Annotated in this window: 16 protein-coding genes and 1 other RNA gene; 12 read left to right on the top strand and 5 right to left on the bottom strand. The window is 61.4% G+C overall.

The genetic code is table 11. The annotated features are described in order from the left end of the window. Nucleotides 1–119: 119 nt before the first annotated feature. The gene (locus I2G20_RS09165; RefSeq protein WP_196259414.1) at nt 120–938 is read right to left on the bottom strand and encodes a transporter substrate-binding domain-containing protein; all 819 of its coding nucleotides are present in this window, start codon (nt 936–938) and stop codon (nt 120–122) included. Between the two features lie 382 nt (nt 939–1,320). Between I2G20_RS09165 and I2G20_RS09160 the strand changes: the two genes are divergently transcribed. Continuing rightward, complete coding sequence (locus I2G20_RS09160; protein WP_196259413.1) at nt 1,321–3,189, top strand: glycosyltransferase family 2 protein; 1,869 nt, start codon at nt 1,321–1,323, stop codon at nt 3,187–3,189. A 21-nt stretch (nt 3,190–3,210) separates the two neighbouring features. Here the strand turns inward: I2G20_RS09160 and I2G20_RS09155 are convergent, their stop codons facing one another. Next, complete coding sequence (locus I2G20_RS09155; protein ID WP_196259412.1) at nt 3,211–3,990, bottom strand: tetratricopeptide repeat protein; 780 nt, start codon at nt 3,988–3,990, stop codon at nt 3,211–3,213. A gap of 176 nt (nt 3,991–4,166) precedes the next feature. Here I2G20_RS09155 and I2G20_RS09150 point away from each other — a divergent pair, with 176 nt between their 5' ends. Continuing rightward, the gene (locus I2G20_RS09150) at nt 4,167–5,516 is read left to right on the top strand and encodes a leucyl aminopeptidase family protein (RefSeq protein ID WP_196259411.1); all 1,350 of its coding nucleotides are present in this window, start codon (nt 4,167–4,169) and stop codon (nt 5,514–5,516) included. A gap of 21 nt (nt 5,517–5,537) precedes the next feature. Continuing rightward, the gene (locus I2G20_RS09145) at nt 5,538–5,984 is read left to right on the top strand and encodes a VOC family protein (protein ID WP_196259410.1); all 447 of its coding nucleotides are present in this window, start codon (nt 5,538–5,540) and stop codon (nt 5,982–5,984) included. A 106-nt stretch (nt 5,985–6,090) separates the two neighbouring features. Here the strand turns inward: I2G20_RS09145 and I2G20_RS09140 are convergent, their stop codons facing one another. Both I2G20_RS09140 and I2G20_RS09135 read right to left on the bottom strand, forming a co-directional pair. Further along, on the bottom strand, nt 6,091–7,032 hold the full coding sequence (locus I2G20_RS09140; RefSeq protein WP_196259409.1) for a 2-hydroxyacid dehydrogenase: 942 nt from the start codon (nt 7,030–7,032) through the stop codon (nt 6,091–6,093). 82 nt (nt 7,033–7,114) lie between these two features. Continuing rightward, nucleotides 7,115–7,801 (bottom strand): c-type cytochrome, encoded by a 687-nt coding sequence (locus tag I2G20_RS09135; RefSeq protein WP_196259408.1) that lies wholly within the window; start codon nt 7,799–7,801, stop codon nt 7,115–7,117. A 295-nt stretch (nt 7,802–8,096) separates the two neighbouring features. On the opposite strand from I2G20_RS09135, the gene I2G20_RS09130 reads away from it, so the two are divergent. From I2G20_RS09130 to mgtE, 9 genes are all read left to right on the top strand, one after another. Beyond that, nucleotides 8,097–8,942 carry a prephenate dehydratase gene (locus I2G20_RS09130; RefSeq protein ID WP_196259407.1) on the top strand — a complete coding sequence of 282 codons (846 nt, stop codon included), beginning with the start codon at nt 8,097–8,099 and terminating at the stop codon, nt 8,940–8,942. 63 nt (nt 8,943–9,005) lie between these two features. After that, nucleotides 9,006–9,100: signal recognition particle sRNA small type (ffs, locus tag I2G20_RS09125), an RNA gene on the top strand. 51 nt (nt 9,101–9,151) lie between these two features. Then, nucleotides 9,152–10,888, top strand: coding sequence for a DNA polymerase III subunit gamma/tau (locus I2G20_RS09120; protein WP_196259406.1), 1,737 nt, complete (start codon nt 9,152–9,154; stop codon nt 10,886–10,888). Continuing rightward, nucleotides 10,885–11,208: a YbaB/EbfC family nucleoid-associated protein gene (locus tag I2G20_RS09115; protein ID WP_196259405.1), complete on the top strand. Its 324-nt coding sequence runs from the start codon at nt 10,885–10,887 to the stop codon at nt 11,206–11,208. The genes I2G20_RS09120 and I2G20_RS09115 overlap by 4 nt, the downstream gene beginning before the upstream one ends. Nucleotides 11,209–11,238: 30 nt before the next feature. Then, on the top strand, nt 11,239–11,841 hold the full coding sequence (recR, locus tag I2G20_RS09110; RefSeq protein ID WP_196259404.1) for a recombination mediator RecR: 603 nt from the start codon (nt 11,239–11,241) through the stop codon (nt 11,839–11,841). A gap of 109 nt (nt 11,842–11,950) precedes the next feature. Continuing rightward, nucleotides 11,951–13,564 carry an ABC transporter substrate-binding protein gene (locus I2G20_RS09105; protein WP_196259403.1) on the top strand — a complete coding sequence of 538 codons (1,614 nt, stop codon included), beginning with the start codon at nt 11,951–11,953 and terminating at the stop codon, nt 13,562–13,564. A 156-nt stretch (nt 13,565–13,720) separates the two neighbouring features. After that, the gene (locus I2G20_RS09100; protein ID WP_196259402.1) at nt 13,721–14,149 is read left to right on the top strand and encodes an FKBP-type peptidyl-prolyl cis-trans isomerase; all 429 of its coding nucleotides are present in this window, start codon (nt 13,721–13,723) and stop codon (nt 14,147–14,149) included. Between the two features lie 217 nt (nt 14,150–14,366). Further along, entirely contained in the window at nt 14,367–15,566 is a 1,200-nt protein-coding gene (locus I2G20_RS09095) for a GNAT family N-acetyltransferase (RefSeq protein WP_196259401.1), read from the top strand. 280 nt (nt 15,567–15,846) lie between these two features. Continuing rightward, a complete protein-coding gene (mgtE, locus tag I2G20_RS09090; RefSeq protein WP_196259400.1) occupies nt 15,847–17,184 on the top strand; it encodes a magnesium transporter in 1,338 nt (445 codons plus the stop codon). Nucleotides 17,185–17,190: 6 nt separating this feature from the next. Here the strand turns inward: mgtE and pabB are convergent, their stop codons facing one another. Then, nucleotides 17,191–18,990 carry an aminodeoxychorismate synthase component I gene (gene pabB, locus I2G20_RS09085; protein ID WP_196259399.1) on the bottom strand — a complete coding sequence of 600 codons (1,800 nt, stop codon included), beginning with the start codon at nt 18,988–18,990 and terminating at the stop codon, nt 17,191–17,193. Nucleotides 18,991–19,017 lie beyond the last annotated feature (27 nt).

The raw sequence follows: 19,017 nt of genomic DNA, 5'->3' as shown, positions 1-19,017 counted from the left end.
GGCGGCGGTTTGCGCTCGTGACGTTGTGGCATCCCCCAAAATTCGGGTAGCGGCAACAAGCAACCCGCTCTGACAACGGCATTGCGTCGCAATCGAGCGGGTCCGCTCAGCGCCTTGCCTCAGTAGAAGCTTACCGGGAACCAGCGCAGGTAAAGCTCGTTGAGCCGTCCTTCCCTTTCGAGCCGCACGAGAGCCCAGTTAATGGCCGTGCGGACGTTATCGAGCCCGGCCGGAACGGCGATGGTCATACCCTGGCCGAACAGATCTGGACGGAAGTAAGCATTGCCCGAGAAGGCGCAGCAATCGGGATTGTCATTGAGCCAGAAGGCAAGCCTCATGCCGTCGCCAAAGACCACGTCGACTTCCCCCTCCCGGAGGGCGGCAAGAGCGTCGAACTCGGTTTCATAAGGTGAAATCTGAGCCTCCGGCAAGACGCGGGCGATGAGGCGCGCCTGAGCGGAGCCCTCGCGTGCACCGACCGATCCCGCAAACCCGGCCGGATCGAAAACCATCTCGACGCCTCGGCGAGTCACGAAACGGGCTGGCAACTGGAGATAGATCCGTGAAAAATCGAAACGCTCCGCGGCTTGGCCGTCCATCGACAGGCCGGCAATCAGCGCGTCACCCTGATTATTGGCCAGGGCCTCCTGAACGCGGTTCCACGGCCAGGCCTGAACGGTGCAGCGCGCGGAAAGGCGCATGCAGATCGCGTTCGCCAGATCGATGTTGAACCCCACGAGCCGTCCACTTCCATCAGAATAGTTGAAGGGCGGGAAGTCGTCGGTGGTGAGGAACCGCAAGGCGGGAACCATGGCCGGATCAACCATATCCTCGCGGGCCGCCGGATCGACATGTGCTGGCAGATTCTGCGCACTCGGCGGTGCCGGAAAGCTCACAAGAGCCGCCAGAACGAGAAGGCACAACCGCCTCGGCACCATAGAAATTTCCACATATTCGGTTCAACTTGTGCGCTTTATGGCGCATTTATTCGCGGATTGGTAGCTTGCCAAGGTTCCCCCCGCATCCAATCCTGCGTGTCACTCGCAAAGCTTGGTGGCCTCGTCATCGGGGCAGGAATGCCTCAATTATAGGGCCAAGGGCAGCGGGCCCAACGGAGTATGAGCGCTGGCGAGAGGGCTTATGTCCACAGGCTGGCTTACCGCGCTTGACAAAGCGGAAACGCCAGTTGACCCAACAAAACCGGGCAACCGCCGCCGCCTAAAAGCGTCGGGAAATCCACAGGTCATGTGTCGGCCGGCGCGGTTTATGGCGCATTTGCGATGCCATTGGTAGGCTCGGCTCGTTTTTGGGGGCATGGGTATGCGAGAGCATGGTCAGTTCCTCGCCGAAAAAGCCATACTTGAAGCATTACTGGGAAATGACGCCGCATCTGGACGCGCCGACGCGATCCTTGAGCGCGCGGAGCGGCTCGATTGTGATCCGCTCACGGTTTTCATTCATCAGGCCCGGCGAGATGAGGACGAGGTGTACCGGCAGGTGGCGGCCCTACTCGGGTTGGCCTATGTCGAAGATATTGCCCCCTTCATCCTGCCGTTTTCCAGCGACGCCAATGTCGACGCGCTGTGGAGCCTCTCATCGGTTCGAGGCCGGATGCGAGGGGCCGATGTATTGTTCGTGGCGCCGGGGCTGAGGCGACTGCTGGCGCTCGCAAAGAGCGCACCCGCTGTCCCCGTTGTCGTTACAAGCCCGCGAAACCTTGCAACGGCGCTTGCGACAGTCAATGCGGATCTTCTCGCCTCCGAGGCCGTTCAGCGCACGGTGCGGCAATACCCGCACGGGAACGCGAATACCGAGCTTGGCATGCGCCATCGCTATGGACTTGTGCTGGCGATTTTTATCGTCGCGGCGGCAGCACTGTTTGCCCCTTCGAACGTGCAAACGACGCTGTTCCCGGCGCTGGCCACGCTTTTGGTCTGTCCGTCCCTTTTCCGCCTGCGGGCAGCCTTCACCGCGCGCAAGACACTGCCGCTACAGACTGACCGCCTGCTCGGCGACGAGGCCCTTCCGGTCTATACCGTTCTCATTCCCTTGAGAGATGAAGCCCATATGGTGCCTCAGCTTGCCCAAGCGATGGCACGGTTCGACTATCCGGCTGAAAAGCTCGATATCAAGTTCGTGGTCGAGAGCACGAGCCGACGGACGGTGATGGCGGCCAGACGCTATCTCGACGATGCCAGGTTTTCCGTGGTCGTGGTGCCACGCCGACCGCCGTACACCAAGCCCAAGGCCCTCAACTTCGCACTGCCCTTCGCGCGGGGGCGCCATGTCACGGTGTTCGATGCCGAGGACGTGCCAGACCGCCAGCAATTGCGCAAGGCCGCGACGCTGTTCGCCAGGCATCCAGAGATTGCCTGCCTCCAGGCGCATCTACTGATCACCAATGCCGACCGAAACTGGCTTACGCGGATGTTCGCGGCCGAATATGCCGGTCATTTCGGGGTACTGCTCCCCGCCATTGCGAGAGCCGGCCTGCCGGTGCCGCTCGGGGGGACGTCCAATCATTTCCGCACCGATATCCTGAAATCCATCGGCGGCTGGGATGCCTTCAATGTGACCGAAGATGCCGATCTCGGCATAAGGATCGGCCGGCTGGGCCACGGGGTCGAAACCTTTGCGAGCTTTACCTCCGAAGAGTCGCCTGTGGCGATTGGCGCATGGTTACGCCAGCGCTCGCGCTGGATGAAAGGATGGATGCAGACGGTGATCGTGCACAATGCCCATCCAAAGAGATTGCTCGACGACCTGGGGTGGCGTGGCCTTATAGCGTTCGAGACGCTGGTGGGGGGCATGGTGCTCTCGATATCGATCCACGGGCTGATGCTGGCTGCCCTGTTGGTGCACCTGACCGGAGACCTTCTCTGGCGGGGCGCGCCCGATTTCCCGGTCCTGGCCAGCCTGGGGGTACTCGGCATCGGCTATGCAGGCGCAATCCTTGTGAGTGCGATCGGCCTTGCCCGCATCGGACGGCGCGACCTCGTCGGCTGGCTGGTTTTGCTGCCAATCTACTGGTTCATGATGTGGCTCGCGACGGCCATGGCCGCAATCGAGTTGCTCCGGAGCCCCTATAGCTGGGCCAAAACGCACCATTCGGGCGCACAGGCTTCCCACGCCGCGCGATCGGCACCGGTCGCGTTCTCAACCCGCAATGGCTTCCGGGCACAGGCCTAGGGAGGTGTGCTGACGGGGCGATTATCCCTGCGTATCGCCGCGAATCTGGTCCCAGCGGTTCTGCTGGGTCAGCATGGCTCGAATATAGGCCATATTGGCCTCCACGGCGTCGGGCGGCAGTTCTGCTGCGTAAATTGCGCGCGCTTCCTCGAAGCGGCCCTGAAGGCCCAGGACCAGAGCAAGATTCTGACGCACCTTAGAGGAGGCACCGGGAAGGGAAACAGCTTGTCGCAGATGGCTTTCGGCCTGCGGAAGCTCGCCCGTCATGGCGAAGGAAAGCCCGAGGTTGGCATGCAGGCTCGCCTGCTGAGGCGCAAGCAGCAGAGCCTGCGAATAGGATTGCCGCGCGAGCGCGTGCTCGCCCATCTGATCGAGAATGGCGCCACGCACCGAAAGCGCGTCCCAGTCTGGCGCCACCGGATTGACGGCCTGCTCGACCACGTTGAGCGCCTGAGAGAACCGGCCATCGCTGGCCAAGGCGCGGGCATAGGCAAGGTTAACTTCGGGGTCGTTGGGGTAGGCGGCCATGAGGTGTTCCATGACCATAACGGCTTGGGCCTGCTGTTGGGCGGCGCGCAGTGCGGCGGCATAGTGGATGCCGAGCGTCTTGTTACGGGGATCGGCGCGATAGCGCGCAGCGAGATCGACGACGCTCGCCTGTATCTGCGGTCCCGAGAGATTAGAATAATCGGCCGTAACGGCATGGCCTGTTCGGTTGGACGCGCAGGCCGACAGCGTCAGCGCCGCCGTTCCAACCAGCAATGCTGCGCGCACAAAGCGCATGACCGGGGCCAAACCCATGCCCTTCTCCTCGATACACCGGGGGCGCACGGACTCAGCGTGGTTCCCCTAGTTTCCGAGTTGTAAATTATTAACCCTAACGCCCGGTTAAGCCGGCCTGCCGTCCGATTGCCCGCCAAGGGTCCGCGCGCTAGGGTCACGGGTGATTCAAAATGTCTCCACCGGAAAGACTCTCCATGACCGCTACGCTTCCAATCACCTGCGTTTACGAGGGCCGGCTGGACGGCGCCTCACGCTCGGGCGCCGCCCTCAATTGGGCCCGGGCCAATGGCTTTAAGGGACAGTACGGAAAGCTGCTCGCCGTACCGGGTGAGGAGGGACAATTGGAGGGCTATTTTTTCGGCATGGGCACGGCCGACGACCGGCAGCCGCTCGTTCTCGGATTGGCCGCCGCAGCGCTCGATCCCGGTCAATACCGGCTCGAAGGAGATTTCGGCGACCCTACTCTCGCAGCCCTCGCCTTTTCGCTGGGCGCCTACCGCTTCGATCGCTACAAGGCCCGGGCTGACGCGCCGGTGTTGGAACTGCCTCGAGAAGCGGATGGGGCGCAGGTCACCCGGCTGGCCGCGGCGACAACCCTGGCGCGCGATCTCATCAACACGCCGGCCAACGATTTGGGGCCTGACCAGTTCGAAGCCCGGGTACGGACGTTCGCATCGGACCGCAAGATGAGTATTTCCGTCATCACGGGCGACGCGCTGCTCAAGAAAAATTTCCCGATGATCCATGCGGTTGGCCGCGCCAGCGCCGAACCGCCCCGCCTGATCGATCTCTCCTGGGGCGAAGCGAGCGATCCCAAACTTACCCTGGTCGGCAAGGGCGTGACCTTCGATACCGGGGGACTCAATATCAAGCCCTCTTCGGGCATGGCGCTCATGAAAAAGGACATGGGCGGAGCCGCCAATGTGCTCGGGCTTGCGCACGCGATCATCGATGCGAAGCTCAAGGTCCGCCTGCGCGTGCTGCTTCCGATCGTCGAGAACGCAATCTCAGGATCGTCCTTCCGCCCGGGGGACGTCCTGCCATCGCGCAAGGGGTTGACCGTCGAGATCGGCAATACCGATGCCGAGGGGCGCCTGATCCTTGCCGATGCGTTGGCCCTGGCCGACGAGGAGGACCCCGATCTCGTCATCGATATGGCGACATTGACCGGCGCCGCCCGCATCGCGCTCGGGCCCGATCTTCCGCCCCTCTACGCACGGGATCAGGGGCTTGGCGAGAAAATCGTTGCCGCCGGACTGGCCGTTGACGATCCCGTATGGTCCCTGCCCCTCTGGAAGGGTTACGAAAAGATGCTCGCCTCAAAGATCGCGGATGTGAATCACATCACCAGCGCCCCGTTCGCCGGTTCGATCACTGCTGCCCTGTTCCTCAACAAATTTCTCAAACCGGAAACGAACTGGGTTCACCTCGACATCTTCGGCTGGGCTCCTGAAGCACGGCCGGGCCGCCCTTTCGGCGGCACCGACCAGGGCATCAGGGCGGTGTTCGAGGTCCTTCGGGAGAAGTATGGGGCGATTGGCTGAAGCGGAGAGGAAAAGCTGGGAATGGCAAACGAGGGACACCCGCCCCACGGCGGCTTTGCAGGCCTAGTGCCGGAACTGCTCGTTGCCGACTTCCACGAAAGCCGCGCATTCTGGATGGACGCGCTGGGCTTTACAGTTGCCTATGAGCGACCTGAGCAGCTTTTCGCTTTTCTCGAGAGACCCGAAGGCGCGCAGGTCATGTTGTGCCAACGGGCCGGAAACTGGGAAACAGCAGAGCTCGAAATGCCGTTTGGCCGTGGGGTCATATTTCAGATTTTCGTCGCGAGCGTCGAGCCGATTATCGAACGGCTCAAGCACTTGAACATCCCGCTTTATACCGGCCCCAGGGAAGTTTGGCGCCGCTATGGGGACCGGGAGGGCGGGAAAAGGGAAATCTTCGTCCTAGACCCCAACGGCTACCTTGTCATGCTTGCGCACAATCTGGGAGAACGCCCGCTTCCTGAATAGGCGACAAAGCCCGTTATCCCGGCTCTGCACTCGCTGGCGCGACCCAGAGGCCGGCATATCCGAAAGCGAGGCCGAAGCCGCAAGTCACTGGCGTTCCTTGGTCTGCTCAATACCCCCGCGCCCGGTCCACCAAGTTGCGCAGCGGCTTGCCAGCCTCATGGTCGAGCAGCATCCGGGCGAAATATTTGACGCCTGAGCGTTCGTTGGAAATGGCGGCGATGTGGGGCGTGATGAAGCAGGTTTCGATTTCCCAGAGGGGGCTATCCTTGGGCAAGGGCTCCACCTCGAAGACGTCCAGGCTGGCTGCAGCCAGCGTGCCGTCGCGCAGGGCCGTCACGATATCGGATTCCTTCTGATGCCCGCCGCGTGCCGCGTTGATGAGCACCGGACCACCAACCAGCGGACCGCGCCGAAGCTTCTTGAAGGTTTCCATGTTGAGGATGCCGCGGGTCTCGGGCGTCAGGGGAAGAAGGCATACGAGGATGTCCGTACGGGCAAGAAAAGCATCGAGCTGATCATTGCCTGCGAAGGTATCGACGCCCTCGACCTCTTTTTCGCTCCTGCTCCAGCCCAGGACATCGAAACCAATCGACTTGAGCTTGTTAGCCGCGTCGAGCCCGAGCGTCCCCAAACCCATTATGCCGACAGAAATCTCGCTGGAGGCAGGCGGATAGAGCTGGCTCCAAATCTTCGCCTTCTGGTGGGCGGTATAGCGCGTAAAGAGCCGCTGGTGCATCATGACATTGGCGACGACGTAATCGCTCATGCACTGGGTAAGTTCATCATCGACGAAACGAACGATGGGGACATCGGGCAGCGCCGGATGCTGCATGAGAGAATCGACGCCCGCTCCCAAAGAGAAAACGGCCTTGAGGTTGTCCATTCCGTCGAAAGCATTGGGTGCCGGCTTCCAGGCAAAGATGTAGTGGATCGCCTTGGGATCATACCCGTCCGAGCGCATCAATACCGGATAGCCCGGGAGGGCCGCGCGCAACCCATCGGCCCATGCCTTCTCGTTGACATCGGTAAGGTGAAGCAGCATCGCCATGGTGTATCCCTCCGCAAATAAAAAGAGCCATGCGAGAATCGCATGGCTCTTTTACAAATTCAAATCGTCAGTTGGCAGCCGGTCAGTTGCCGGGCTGATCGTGCTCTTCGACAGCGCTGGGAGACTGCTCGACCGGGCCATCGACGTCAACGACCGGCGCATCATCAAAACCGGTCACCTCTTCCTCGGCAATAGCCTCATCCTCGACAACGACCTCGGCGGACACGTCGGGCAGCGGATAGGGATCGGTCGAAAGCGTGCGCAGGTAGGCGATGAGATTGGCGCGATCTATCGGATTCGACAGCCCCGCAAAAGTCATCTTCGTGCCGGGCGCATAGCCACGCGGCGAAGCGAGGAAATCGTCGAGATGCTGGTAATCCCAGATTTCACCAGCGGCACCAAGCGCGGCCAGCGCGTCCGAATAGGCAAAGCCTTCGTGGTAGGCGATTTCCTGGCCCACGATGTCATAGATGCCCGGACCGGTCCGGTTGGCATTGGCTGGCGAATAATCGTGGCAGGACTGGCAGCGGTTCATGAGACGCTCGCCCGCTTCCGCCGATGCAGCCAGCATGCGAACCTCGATCGGCTCGACTTGCGCGACTTCGGCCGGGCCGGCTGCGCCGCCGGCCTCAGGCTCGGGCAGGAGATAGGTCGCGCCGCGATTCTGGATGGGATGGTAGATTTCTTCGGCAATGAAGCCAACGCCCATCACGAAAACCAGCGTGCCAAGAATGGCGCCGAAAATCTTGTTGAGTTCAAACGAATTCATAATCTCGGTCTCTCCGTACCGTTACCCCCGCCGGCGCCGGCAAGTTCAGCAAGTCGCTTCGTGTCGCCTGCACAACCTCCGCATGCAGCGGGAAGTTCCCGGCCAAACGCAAACGAAAGGCGCACAACGACGACGCGCGCGGACCATATAATAGAAGCTTCGGCCCGCGCAACCGGGATCGGCCGGGTGCGACAATTCCCGCAAAGCCCTAATCGAAAGCGCTCGAATGTGCAATTGACTTGAACTCCGCGAAGGTCAATAGAGCGTGCTTTCCACACCTGCCGGGATAGAGAAAATGGGCCGCAGAATTGCATTTCAGGGAGAACTAGGCGCGTTCAGTCATGCAACGGCGGTTGCGGTGTTTCCTGATGACGAGCCCCTGCCCTGCGTGACGTTCGAGGAAACCATCGGCGCGGTGCAGACCGGAGCGGCAGATTTCGCGGTCGTGCCTATCGAGAATTCCCTATACGGGCGGATTACCGACATCCACCACATACTGCCTGAAAGCGGGCTCTACATCATCGGCGAATATTATCTGCCCGTGCGCATGAACCTCCTGGGGGTGCATGGCGCCACGCTTTCGGACATCAAGGCCGTGCAATCGCTATCGGTTGCCCTTGGCCAATGCCGGGCCTTCATCAAAAAGCATGGCCTGCGCACGATCAACGCAGTCGACACCGCCGGTTCGGCCAAGGAAGTTGCCCAGAAGCGGGACAAATCGCTTGGCGCCATCGCGTCGCGCTTTGCCGCCGAGATTTACGACCTCGATGTGCTGGCTGAAAATATCGAAGACGCCGCCCACAATACGACGCGATTTCTCATCATGTCGCGCGACATGGAACGACCCGCACCGGACGGCAACAAGATAAAGACAACTTTCGTCTTCCGCGTCCGCAACGTCCCGGCGGCGCTCTACAAGGCGATGGGCGGGTTCGCGACCAACGGTGTCAACATGACCAAGCTCGAAAGCTACATGGTCAACGGCAGTTTCACAGCCACCCAGTTCTACGCCGATATCGAAGGCCACCCGGAGGACCGGAACGTGAAATATGCCCTCGAGGAGCTAGGCTTCTTTTCCGATCATTTCAAGCTGCTCGGTATCTACCCTGTCGCGCACCTTCCCGCGCCGTCGGAGCGTTGAATCGTGTATCCGGGTCACCGACTCCCCTTGCAATACCCGCCCCGATGCAGCACATAGGGGGCGGGAGGTTGGTGGCGGACGAACCGCTCGCCAACCGGGTCAGGTCCGGAAGGAAGCAGCCCTAACGAGTACGGCGCGGGTCGTTGTCAGCCTCCCACTTATCGGCCACTCTCGATGCCGATTTACCGATTCCCTCTTAACGGCACGTGATGGTGACCCCCGAGACCCCGCAGACGCCCTACAAGGTTCTGGCCCGGAAATACCGCCCATCGAGCTTTGGGAGTCTTGTGGGTCAGGATGCGATGGTTCGCACGCTGGCCAATGCGTTCGCCTCGGGCCGCATCCACCATGCCTTTATCCTGACCGGCGTACGCGGGGTGGGCAAAACCACCACCGCCCGCATCCTGGCGCGCGCCTTCAATTACGCCGATGAAACCGGGGCCCGCCCCACGCTCGACCTCTCCAGCCCCGGCCTCCATTGCGCCGAAATCATCGCGGGCACCCATGTCGACGTGATGGAGATGGACGCTGCGTCAAATACGGGCATCGATTCGATTCGCGAGATCAACGCGATGACCCGCACGCCTCCGATGAGCGCACCCTATAAGGTGTTCATCATCGACGAGGTGCACATGCTCTCGACATCGGCCTTCAACGGGCTTCTCAAGACACTCGAAGAACCCCCTCCCTATGTGAAGTTCATCTTCGCGACGACGGAAATCCGGAAAGTTCCGGTGACCATCCTTTCGCGCTGTCAACGCTTCGACCTCCGCCGCATCGCCCCGGAGGTCATGACGGACTATCTCGGCGGACTGCTCGAAAAGGAACAGGTCGCCGTGGAGCCCGAAGCGCTTGCGATGATCGTGCGGGCTGGTGAAGGCTCGGCTAGAGATTGCCTCTCTCTCACCGACCAGGCCATCGCACATGGCAATGGTGCGATCACGCGCGATGCTGTGCGCGATATGCTGGGTCTGGCCGACCGCGCGCGCATTGTCGATCTTTTTGAGAAACTCATGGGCGGGGATATCGCCGGCGCGCTCGACGACACGCGCACGCTCTACGAATCCGGCGCCGACCCCACCACCATCGTTACCGACCTTGCCGAATTCACCCACCTTGTGACCCGTATCAAGATCGTGCCCGCCGCCGCCAACGATCCGGTGCTCACCCCGGACGAGCGGACTCGCGGCGCGCAATTTGCACAAAAGCTCGGTCTGAGAACGCTCACGCGGACCTGGCAAATTCTCTCGCGTGGACTTTCGGAAATCGCCCAATCGGGCAACGGGCTTCAGGCCGCCGAAATGGTATTGATCCGGCTTGCATATGCTGCCGATCTCCCGAGCCCCGAAGAACTCATCGAAAAACTTACATCCCAAGGTGGCGACGCCCCTTCGCCCATGCTTTCCAGGCCGCCCTCCACTGGAGGCGGCTATCAGGCCCGTGGCCACGCGCCGGCTTTGAGCCGGCAGGTCGAAGCCGCGCCGATGCCTGCATCCGCACCCCAGGCCAGCGCGCTACCCAGTCCAAGGACTTATGCCGAACTTGTCGCGCTCGCCGGGGACAAGCGCGATGTAATGCTCAAGCATGCGCTGGAATCCGACATGAAGCCGGTAACCTTCGAGACCGGGCGGATTGAGGTGGCAATGGTTGCCGGCGCCAACAACGCCATCGTTCCGGTCCTCTCTGCCCGCCTCAAGGAATGGACTGGCAGGCCCTGGCTCGTCACCATTTCCACGAGCGAGATCGAGGGGCCGACCTTGCGCCAGGCGCGCGAGGCCCAAGAAGAGGATGCGCGTTCGGAGGCGCTGCGCGACCCGCTCGTCAAGGTGGTAATGGAAACCTTTCCTGGTGCGCGACTTGTCAACATAAGGACGCGGGCGCAACAGGATGAAGAGGTCGGGCCGTTGCCCGACGAACCCCCGATCGACCCGGAGGAAGACGAATGAGAGATATCATGGGCATGATGCAGAAGGCCCAGGAGTTCCAGAAAAAGGCGCAGGAAATCCAGGCCGAAGCCGCCGCCACGGTGGTCGAGGGCAATGCTGGGGCGGGCATGGTCGTCGTTTCGATGACCGCCAAGGGCGATCTGCAGAGCGTAAGGATCGATCCTTCGCTGTTGAACCCCGGGGAAGCCGAAATCCTCGAAGACCTCCTTGTCGCCGCCCACGCCGACGCGCGGCGCAAGGGCGAGGAGTACCTTGCCAAAAGAATGGGTGAAATCACCGCCGGGCTACCGATGCCGCCGGGCATGAAGTTTCCGTTCTGACGATGCAAGGGTGAGAGGCTCTTTTTAAGAATGTCCCACGCATCCGGCGGGCCGGAGATCGAACAGCTCATTCAGCTTCTTTCGCGCCTGCCCGGGCTCGGCCCCCGCTCGGCGCGGCGGGCGGTGCTGCATCTTATAAAGAAAAAGGAGCAGCTGATGGTCCCGCTATCGGCTGCTCTCGACCGCGCCGTCGAAGCGGTACGGGTTTGCGAAACCTGTGGCAACATCGATACGATTTCCCCTTGTTCGATCTGTGCGGATCCTCGGCGGGCGGAGTCGGGGCTGCTGATCGTCGTCGAGGACGTCGCCGACCTGTGGGCGCTAGAGAGGGCCGGCGTCGGGGCAGTACGCTACCATGTCCTGGGCGGCGTGCTTTCCCCGCTCGACGGGGTCGGACCGGACGATCTTTCCATTGATGCTCTCGTAAGCCGAGCTCGTGGCTACGCCGAAATTGTCCTTGGTGTGAACGCCACCGTCGAGGGCCAGACCACCGCCCACTACATCACGGACCGACTGGCAGACTCCGGCGTCAAGGTCTCTCGACTCGCCCATGGCGTGCCGGTGGGCGGCGAACTCGACTATCTCGATGAGGGGACGCTTGCCCAAGCGCTAAAGGCCAGAACGAGCTTCTGAACGCAAAATCCGCGTTAAAGTGTCTGCCTGAATTTATAAATGGGGCGGACGGTTTGTTTACGCGTGGCACTCCATATTCCTCGGTAACGCAACCCGGGGGGCGACCGGTTTGAGATTTTTAAAGACCGTGGCACGCCTTGCCTTTGTGGCATATTTGGCGGTCGCCTCGTTTCCAGTCGCGGCGCAGCACGTGGCCGTGCCGCCGATCGTCATTCTTGCGCCTGTACCCGAGTATGACCCGGTGCGGTTCGAGGCTGCCCAGATGATCGCCGAAGCCTGGCGCGAGCTGGGCCTGACGGTTGAGGTCGAGGCGATGGACTTTGTCGCTCTTATCGACCGGGTTCAGAATGCGCAGGATTTCGATGCAGCCATTCTCGGGTGGTCGGGACGAGTCGATCGACTCGACCCGCAATTCTTTCTTGGCCTGCTCGATTCGCGCCAGGCCGGTTCGGGTGGCACTAACCTTTCCGGTTACGCCAATCCCGAGTACGATGCCTTGTTCCAGGCACAATCGCGCGCCCTCGATCCCGAACTGCGGCGGCCGGCGGTTCACGCGGCGCAGGCCCTCGCCGCACGCGACGTGCCTATTGCGGTGATCGCGCACCGCGATACCGTCGTAGCGCATTCGACCACGAGCTTTGCTGGCCTCGCCGCGGCGCCGGGCGACGGGCTCTATACCGAATGGAACTTGATGCGGGCGCAGCCCTTGACGGCTCGGACGCGCTTGCGCATCGGCGGCCACCAGCGTCCCGACGGCCTGAATCCCCTCGCTTCCACCACAAGCTGGAGTTGGCGCTGGATGCGGCTCTACTATGATTATCTCGTGCGACTCTCGCCCGACGCGGAGCCCCAGCTCTGGGCCGCGGAACGGATCGATTTCGTGAGCGAAGCGACGCTTGAGGTAACCCTGCGCGAAGGCCTGATTTTTCACGACGGCATGCCCGTCACGGCCACTGACGTGGCCTTTTCCTTCAACCAGCCCAAGCTTGTCGGGTTTTCCTACCTCGGCGCCTATCTCGGAGCGCTTCTTGCCGTCGAAGCCGTGGATGCCCGCACCGTGCGCATTACGCTCAAATACCCCTCCGCCTCCTTCGCCGTAACAGCGCTCAGCCAGATTCCGATTCTGCCCAGCCACATCTGGCGCCATATCGAAAACCCGGCGGCGCTGGAGAACGGGGACGTCCCCCTCGTGGGATCGGGCCCCTTCCGTTTCGCCAGCATCGATCCGGGCTGGCACATGTCGCTCGACCGGTTCGAGGACCATTTTGCCGCCAGCGATATCATGCTGACCGGTGTCGACTTCCTGTTCTATTTCAACGGCACCGCGACGCTCTCGGCCCTGCTTGGCGGTGAGGTCGACCTGACGGCGGGCACACTCGACCCGTGGCACGTCCCCACCGTGGAGGCTGCCAGCGGCGTCGGGATCATGACGGCGCCCGATATCGGCTTCAACCACATCGCCTACAATACGCGTAGAACGAACTTTGCCCTTGCCGGCTTTCGCCGCGCCCTCACGCACGCGATCGACCGCGACCGCATCGTCGATGTTCTGCTTGACGGTCACGCTGCGACGCGCGGGAGCCTTATCGCGCCAGTCAACCGATATTGGCACAATCCCGATATCGAATACATCGCCTTCGACATGGCCGCCGCCCGCGCGGAACTCGAGCTGGCCGGGTTTGCCTGGGACGATGCCGGGCAGCTTACGATGCCGGTCCAATAACGGCCCCATAGGTTTACATTTCCTCCAGAGGTCCTACATTGGCCGGTGCTCAGCGCGGCTCCCCCGAGGAACGGCGCATTTGATCGACGGACACGACCCTGTGCGCACTCTTGCGCCGTCATGTCCCAAGCAAACACAAGCAAAAAAGGACACAGCATGACCCAGGCAAAGCACGGGGATACTGTGCGTATTCATTACACCGGCCGCCTGACCGACGGCACCCAGTTCGATTCATCGGATGGCCGCGCGCCGCTCGAATTTCAGGTCGGCTCGGGTCAGATCATCAAGGGGCTTGACGCCCAGGTCGAAGGGATGAGCGTCGGCGAGAGCGCCACAATCACCATTCCGGCCAACGAGGCCTACGGCCCGCATCGTCCCGAAGCGGTCCAAGCCGTCCCGCGCGACCGGATTCCACCCGAAGTCGATATCAGCGTCGGCGCGCGCCTGCAGGCAACCGGCGGCGATGGGCAACCGTTGCAATTGACGGTTGTCAGCGTCGACAACGCGGAAATCACTGTCGATGCCAACCATCCCCTGGCGGGCAAGGATCTCGTGTTCGACGTTGAGCTCCTCGAGGTGCTCTAGATTTCCAATGGTCGTCCGGACGCGTTCCGGACGACCATTGGCATGAAGTTTACCGTATCGACTCAACGGTTCTTAACCAAGGGGACCGTTAGGACATTCCTCCGCGCACGGGGATTGGACCGGTTCATGCTTCGATAGGATTTTCGCTCGATATTGGCGCCACATGAAACGTGCTCCCGCGCCGTATGGGCGGGACGAAACCTGTGGCGGGTGAACAATGGCTGTTCAGGCGATGGCCGAAGAACCGTTTGTCTTTTCGGGCACCGTAGCAACCGCAAACGGGCTCACGGTTTCGGTATATCCCAGCCTCGTCGCCGTCGAACCGCTCTGGCGCGATCTCGAAACACGCGCTGTTCTTACGCCCTATCAACGCTTCGAATGGATCGCGGGTTATTGTGCGGCAGGCTTTGACCTGCCTGACACGATCGCGATTCTGGCGGTCATGGATGGGAACAAGCCGGTGGCGCTGGCGCCGTTCGGTGTAAGCCGGCGGTTCGGGATCAAACTTGCCCAAATCGTCGGGATGCCCATCTCAAACATGGATGCCATTCTCTATGATCCGACCTATGCGGAACGGCTTACCCCTGAACTGCTCCGGGACGCCTTCGGCGCGCTGCGTCGCGTGGGCGCCGATATCGTTTCCTTTCATAGCTTCGTGCCGCTCTGGCAAGGACAACCCAACCTCCTCATGGGCCTTCCCCATGTCCCTGCTCCCAACAACCTTTACCTTGGCGAGCTAGATGCCTTGGATGCAGAGTTCATCGAGGAGGCGCTACCCCACAAGCGCCGCACCAATATCCGTCGCTCGAAACGCCGACTTACGGAAGGGTATGGCGAACTCTCCGTCCGGGCAGCAGGGTCGGCTGACGAAATCGAGGCGATGCATGCCGCTTTTCTCGATCAGCGCGGCAAGCGTTTTCGCGCAATGGGGGTCGCGAACATATTTGCGGCGCCGGCGTTCCAGAGCCATTTCAGGAACCTTGCCATCGCCTCCCTCGGGCAGGAGTATCCGGTGTTCCGCTATCACGCGCTCTATGCCGGCGATGAAATCCTGGCGACGAGCCTCGGGGTGTGCACCCCTACCCATTATTCGCAGTACATCAATTCGACGACCATCGGATCGGCGTCAAAATACTCGCTGATGGGTGTGATGCTGTCCGCTCTTCTCGATCAATTACGCTCCGAAGGCTATACCTCGTTCGACATGGGATTGGGTGACTTCGACTACAAGACCGACTGGACGGCGGCGACCACCGTCTATGACAGCCTTTTGCCGGTCTCTCCGCTCGGCACTTTGACAGCGCCGGTGCTGCTCGGCGCGCGGAGTGCCAAACGTGCCATCAAGCAGACGCCGACCCTCTGGACGATCGCCCGGAGTGTGCTGGCCATCAAGACGCGCCTGCTTGGCAGGGGCTAGCGGGCTCCCTATTGCCACGCCGCTATAGCCAGCCTGATTCTCTGGTTCTTCCCCTTGATTGTGACGAGAAGCTGCGCCATAAGGGGCGTGGCCGGTGTCCTCAGCGTGCTGGCCAAATCTTTGAAACAGCAAGAGACTTTAACCCGATGGACGACCCCTCCAGTCGTATCTGGATCGAAACTGGTGTCGCCCCTTACGCACTGCGTCTGAGCCAAAAGGGTTAAACCCTCGCCTCGGTCGCCGTCCGTATGGGACGGCGTGGAATGAACCGAGGTGACCCATGACTTTCGATACCCTCGCCCGCGAGCTTGAGACCGGTTCGGATGCGGACGCACGCATCAACCGCGAATTCCTTGAATCCCAACACGCCGCCGATATCGCGCAGTTCATAAAGGACCATCCGGCCGACATCGACTGGCAGGTCCTCGACATGCTCGACCTGCCACGTCAGGCCGAAGTGTTCGGCTATCTCGATCGCGATCTGCAGGTGGAACTCGCCAATTGCGCCCCGCGCGCACGGCTCGCCGAGATCATTACGGAGATGGACTCGGACGATCGGGCCGACCTTTTCAACGCGCTTTCGGAACACGAGCAGGAGGCGCTGCTGCCTGCGCTGTCCCATGCCGAGCGCGAGGACATCCGCAAGCTCGCCAGCTACGAGGAAGGTACGGCTGGGGCAATCATGACCTCGGACTATGCGGTGCTCACGCCCGACATTACCGCCCGTCAAGCGCTTGACAAACTGCGCCTCGAAGCCCCGGACAAGGAAACAATCTATCGCGCCTATGTCATCGACGGCGAACGCAGGTTGTTGGGTTCGGTACGGCTTCAGGATCTTATTTTGGTTGCGCCCGCAACACGCATCGAAAAGATCATGGAGCGCAATACGCTGGCGGTGCGGGTCGACGAGGATCAGGAAGAAGTCGCCAACAAGATCGCGCGTTACGACAGGCTCGCCCTGCCTGTGATCGATGCGGACGACCGTATTGTCGGCATCGTCACCCACGACGACGCGCTCGACGTTATCCAGCAAGAAGCCACCGAGGACTTTCATAAGTCCGGTACGGTGCGCGGACTCGGCGAGAGCGTCAAACAAGCGACGATTTTCGTGCTCTATCGTGCTCGTGTCGCCTGGCTGGTGCTGCTCGTTTTCGGCAACATTTTTTCAGGCGCCGGGATCGCCTATTTCGAGGATACGATTGCTGCACATCTGGCGCTCTTGTTCTTCCTGCCCCTGCTCATCGCCTCGGGGGGCAATGCGGGAGCGCAATCGGCAACGCTAATGGTCCGTGCGATTGCTACCGGCGACGTGCGGATGGCGGACTGGGGTCGCATGCTGGGCCGCGAAACGCTTGTCGCGCTACTGCTCGGTCTCACCATGGCCGTTGCAATCTATGGCATCGGCGCATGGCGCGGCGGCATCGATATCGCCTGGGTGGTCTCAGCGGCGATGATCCTCATCGTTTTGGCGGGAGCACTGATCGGCATGACGCTGCCCTTTATTCTGACTCGGCTCGGGATGGACCCCGCCACAGCATCGGGCCCGCTGGTCACTTCGATCTGTGACGTGGTGGGGGTCGTCATTTATTTCTCGATCGCGCAGCGGGTGCTTTTCTGACCTCCATCAGGAAGGCTTCACCCATTCTGCTGGCATCAGCCCCCTAACGGAATTGCCAAGAAAGATGGCGGCCGCGCTTTCGAGTTCCGAAGGCGTCAGAACAGCTTCGCGGGCGCGGGCCGAAGCGAGAAGGTCGGCGCGAAGCGTGCCGGGCAACAAGCCTGAGGTGAGAGGCGGGGTGAGCAACGATCCCTTTCCGTCCGGGTCGACGAACAGCGTCGTTATGGAGCCTTCGCAAACTTCGCCACGTTCATTGAGGAACACCACTTCATCGACACCGAACTCGGCCTGCGCCCTCTGGCGCGGCTGATCGTAAAAGGCGCGATTGGTTGTCTTGTGGGCGAGCCAAAGGCTCCGGGAATCGAGCCGTTCCGGCGCAAGGGCAAAGCGGAAGGGCATTGGCGCCGCGGCAGGTTCAGGCAGTTCGGCGGCCGAGATGTCCAGCCCATCGATTTCGTGTAGCGTCAGGCGGAAACGGTAGCGATCCAAGGGCGCTGAGCGCGCCCACGCTTCTAGGCGAGCCCTTATCCCGATTTCATCGAAGAGGATGGAAAAGTATGCTGCCGATGCCCTCAGTCGGTCGAGATGACGATCGAGGAGGAAGAATCCGGCGTCGCGGGTCCAGAGCATGGTTTCGATAAGACAGACGGGATCGGTATTGTCGGTGAGAAACTGCATTTTGAGCAGAGCTTCCGCATATTCGTTTTCGCATATGCTATCGGCAACGATGCCTCCGCCGACGCCGATTTCTCCCCTGCCCTCCTCGTCGATCACAGCCGTGCGGATCGCGACGTTGAGGCAAAAATCTCCTTGAGGCGCGAACCATCCGATGGCCCCGGTATAAAGCCCGCGCCGCTCTGTCTCGATGTCATCGATGATTTCCATCGCCCGGATTTTCGGGGCGCCGGTGATCGAGCCGCAGGGGAAGAGATTGGCGATGGCTTCTCGCTGGGTGACGCCCGCACGCAATTTCGCCTCAATGCCCGAAGTCATGGTGTGCAGGTAGCGATAGGTTTCCACGGTAAAGAGGTCAGTCACATGCACTGAGCCGACTTCGGAAATGCGTGACAGATCGTTGCGCAGAAGGTCGACGATCATGAGATTTTCGGCGCGGTTCTTGATGTCGGCGGCGAGCGCCGCACGGCCTGCGTCATCCTCGGCGATGGACGGCCCGCGCCTGGCGGTGCCTTTCATCGGGCGCGCAGAAAGCGTTGAGCCCGAAAGGGCAACGAACAGTTCGGGCGAGCGCGAGAGTACCCAATGATCTTCGGCCCGCATCAGCGCGCCATAGGTGGCAGCCTGCTTGCGGGACAGCGAACGGTAGAGCGCGACGGGATCTCCCTCGAGCCGGAACCCGACCTTGAAGGTGAGGTTGACTTGATAGATGTCACCCGCCGCTATCAGGGCCTTGGCCGTCTCGAAAGCCTTGCCATAAGCGGCCTTATCCATTCTGGGCGCGATATCGATAGCTTTTCCGGTTTCCCCCGCACAGGCCGAAAGCCACGCATCGGTTTCGCCCGCATCAAGGCGGCGGGGCGCATGGTAAAGTCCCAGCCAGACGAGCGGGGTTTTGCTGCGTTCGGGCAGGCGATGGGCAAGACGTTCCTCGAAAACGTAGCCGAGTTCGTATGCGAAATATCCGGCCACCCAGAGGCCGTTTTTGCGCGCCCTGTCGAGCGCATCGAGCGCGGCAAGGGCCTCATCGCGCGTATGGGCGCGAACGATCTCGCGCGGAGCCTCGAACAGGAGGCTTTCGGCGTCCGGATTGAGCGTATCGTTGAAAAGGACAGTGCCGGGAGGGATCATGCGCAACGGTATAGTCGGCGCACCAGA

The sequence above is a fragment of the Pelagibacterium limicola genome (assembly GCF_015694405.1).
In the GTDB taxonomy this organism is placed as follows: Bacteria; Pseudomonadota; Alphaproteobacteria; order Rhizobiales; family Devosiaceae; genus Pelagibacterium; species Pelagibacterium limicola.
The sequence above is the reverse complement of the archived record's forward strand: the minus strand, read 5'-3'. Positions and strand labels throughout refer to the sequence as shown.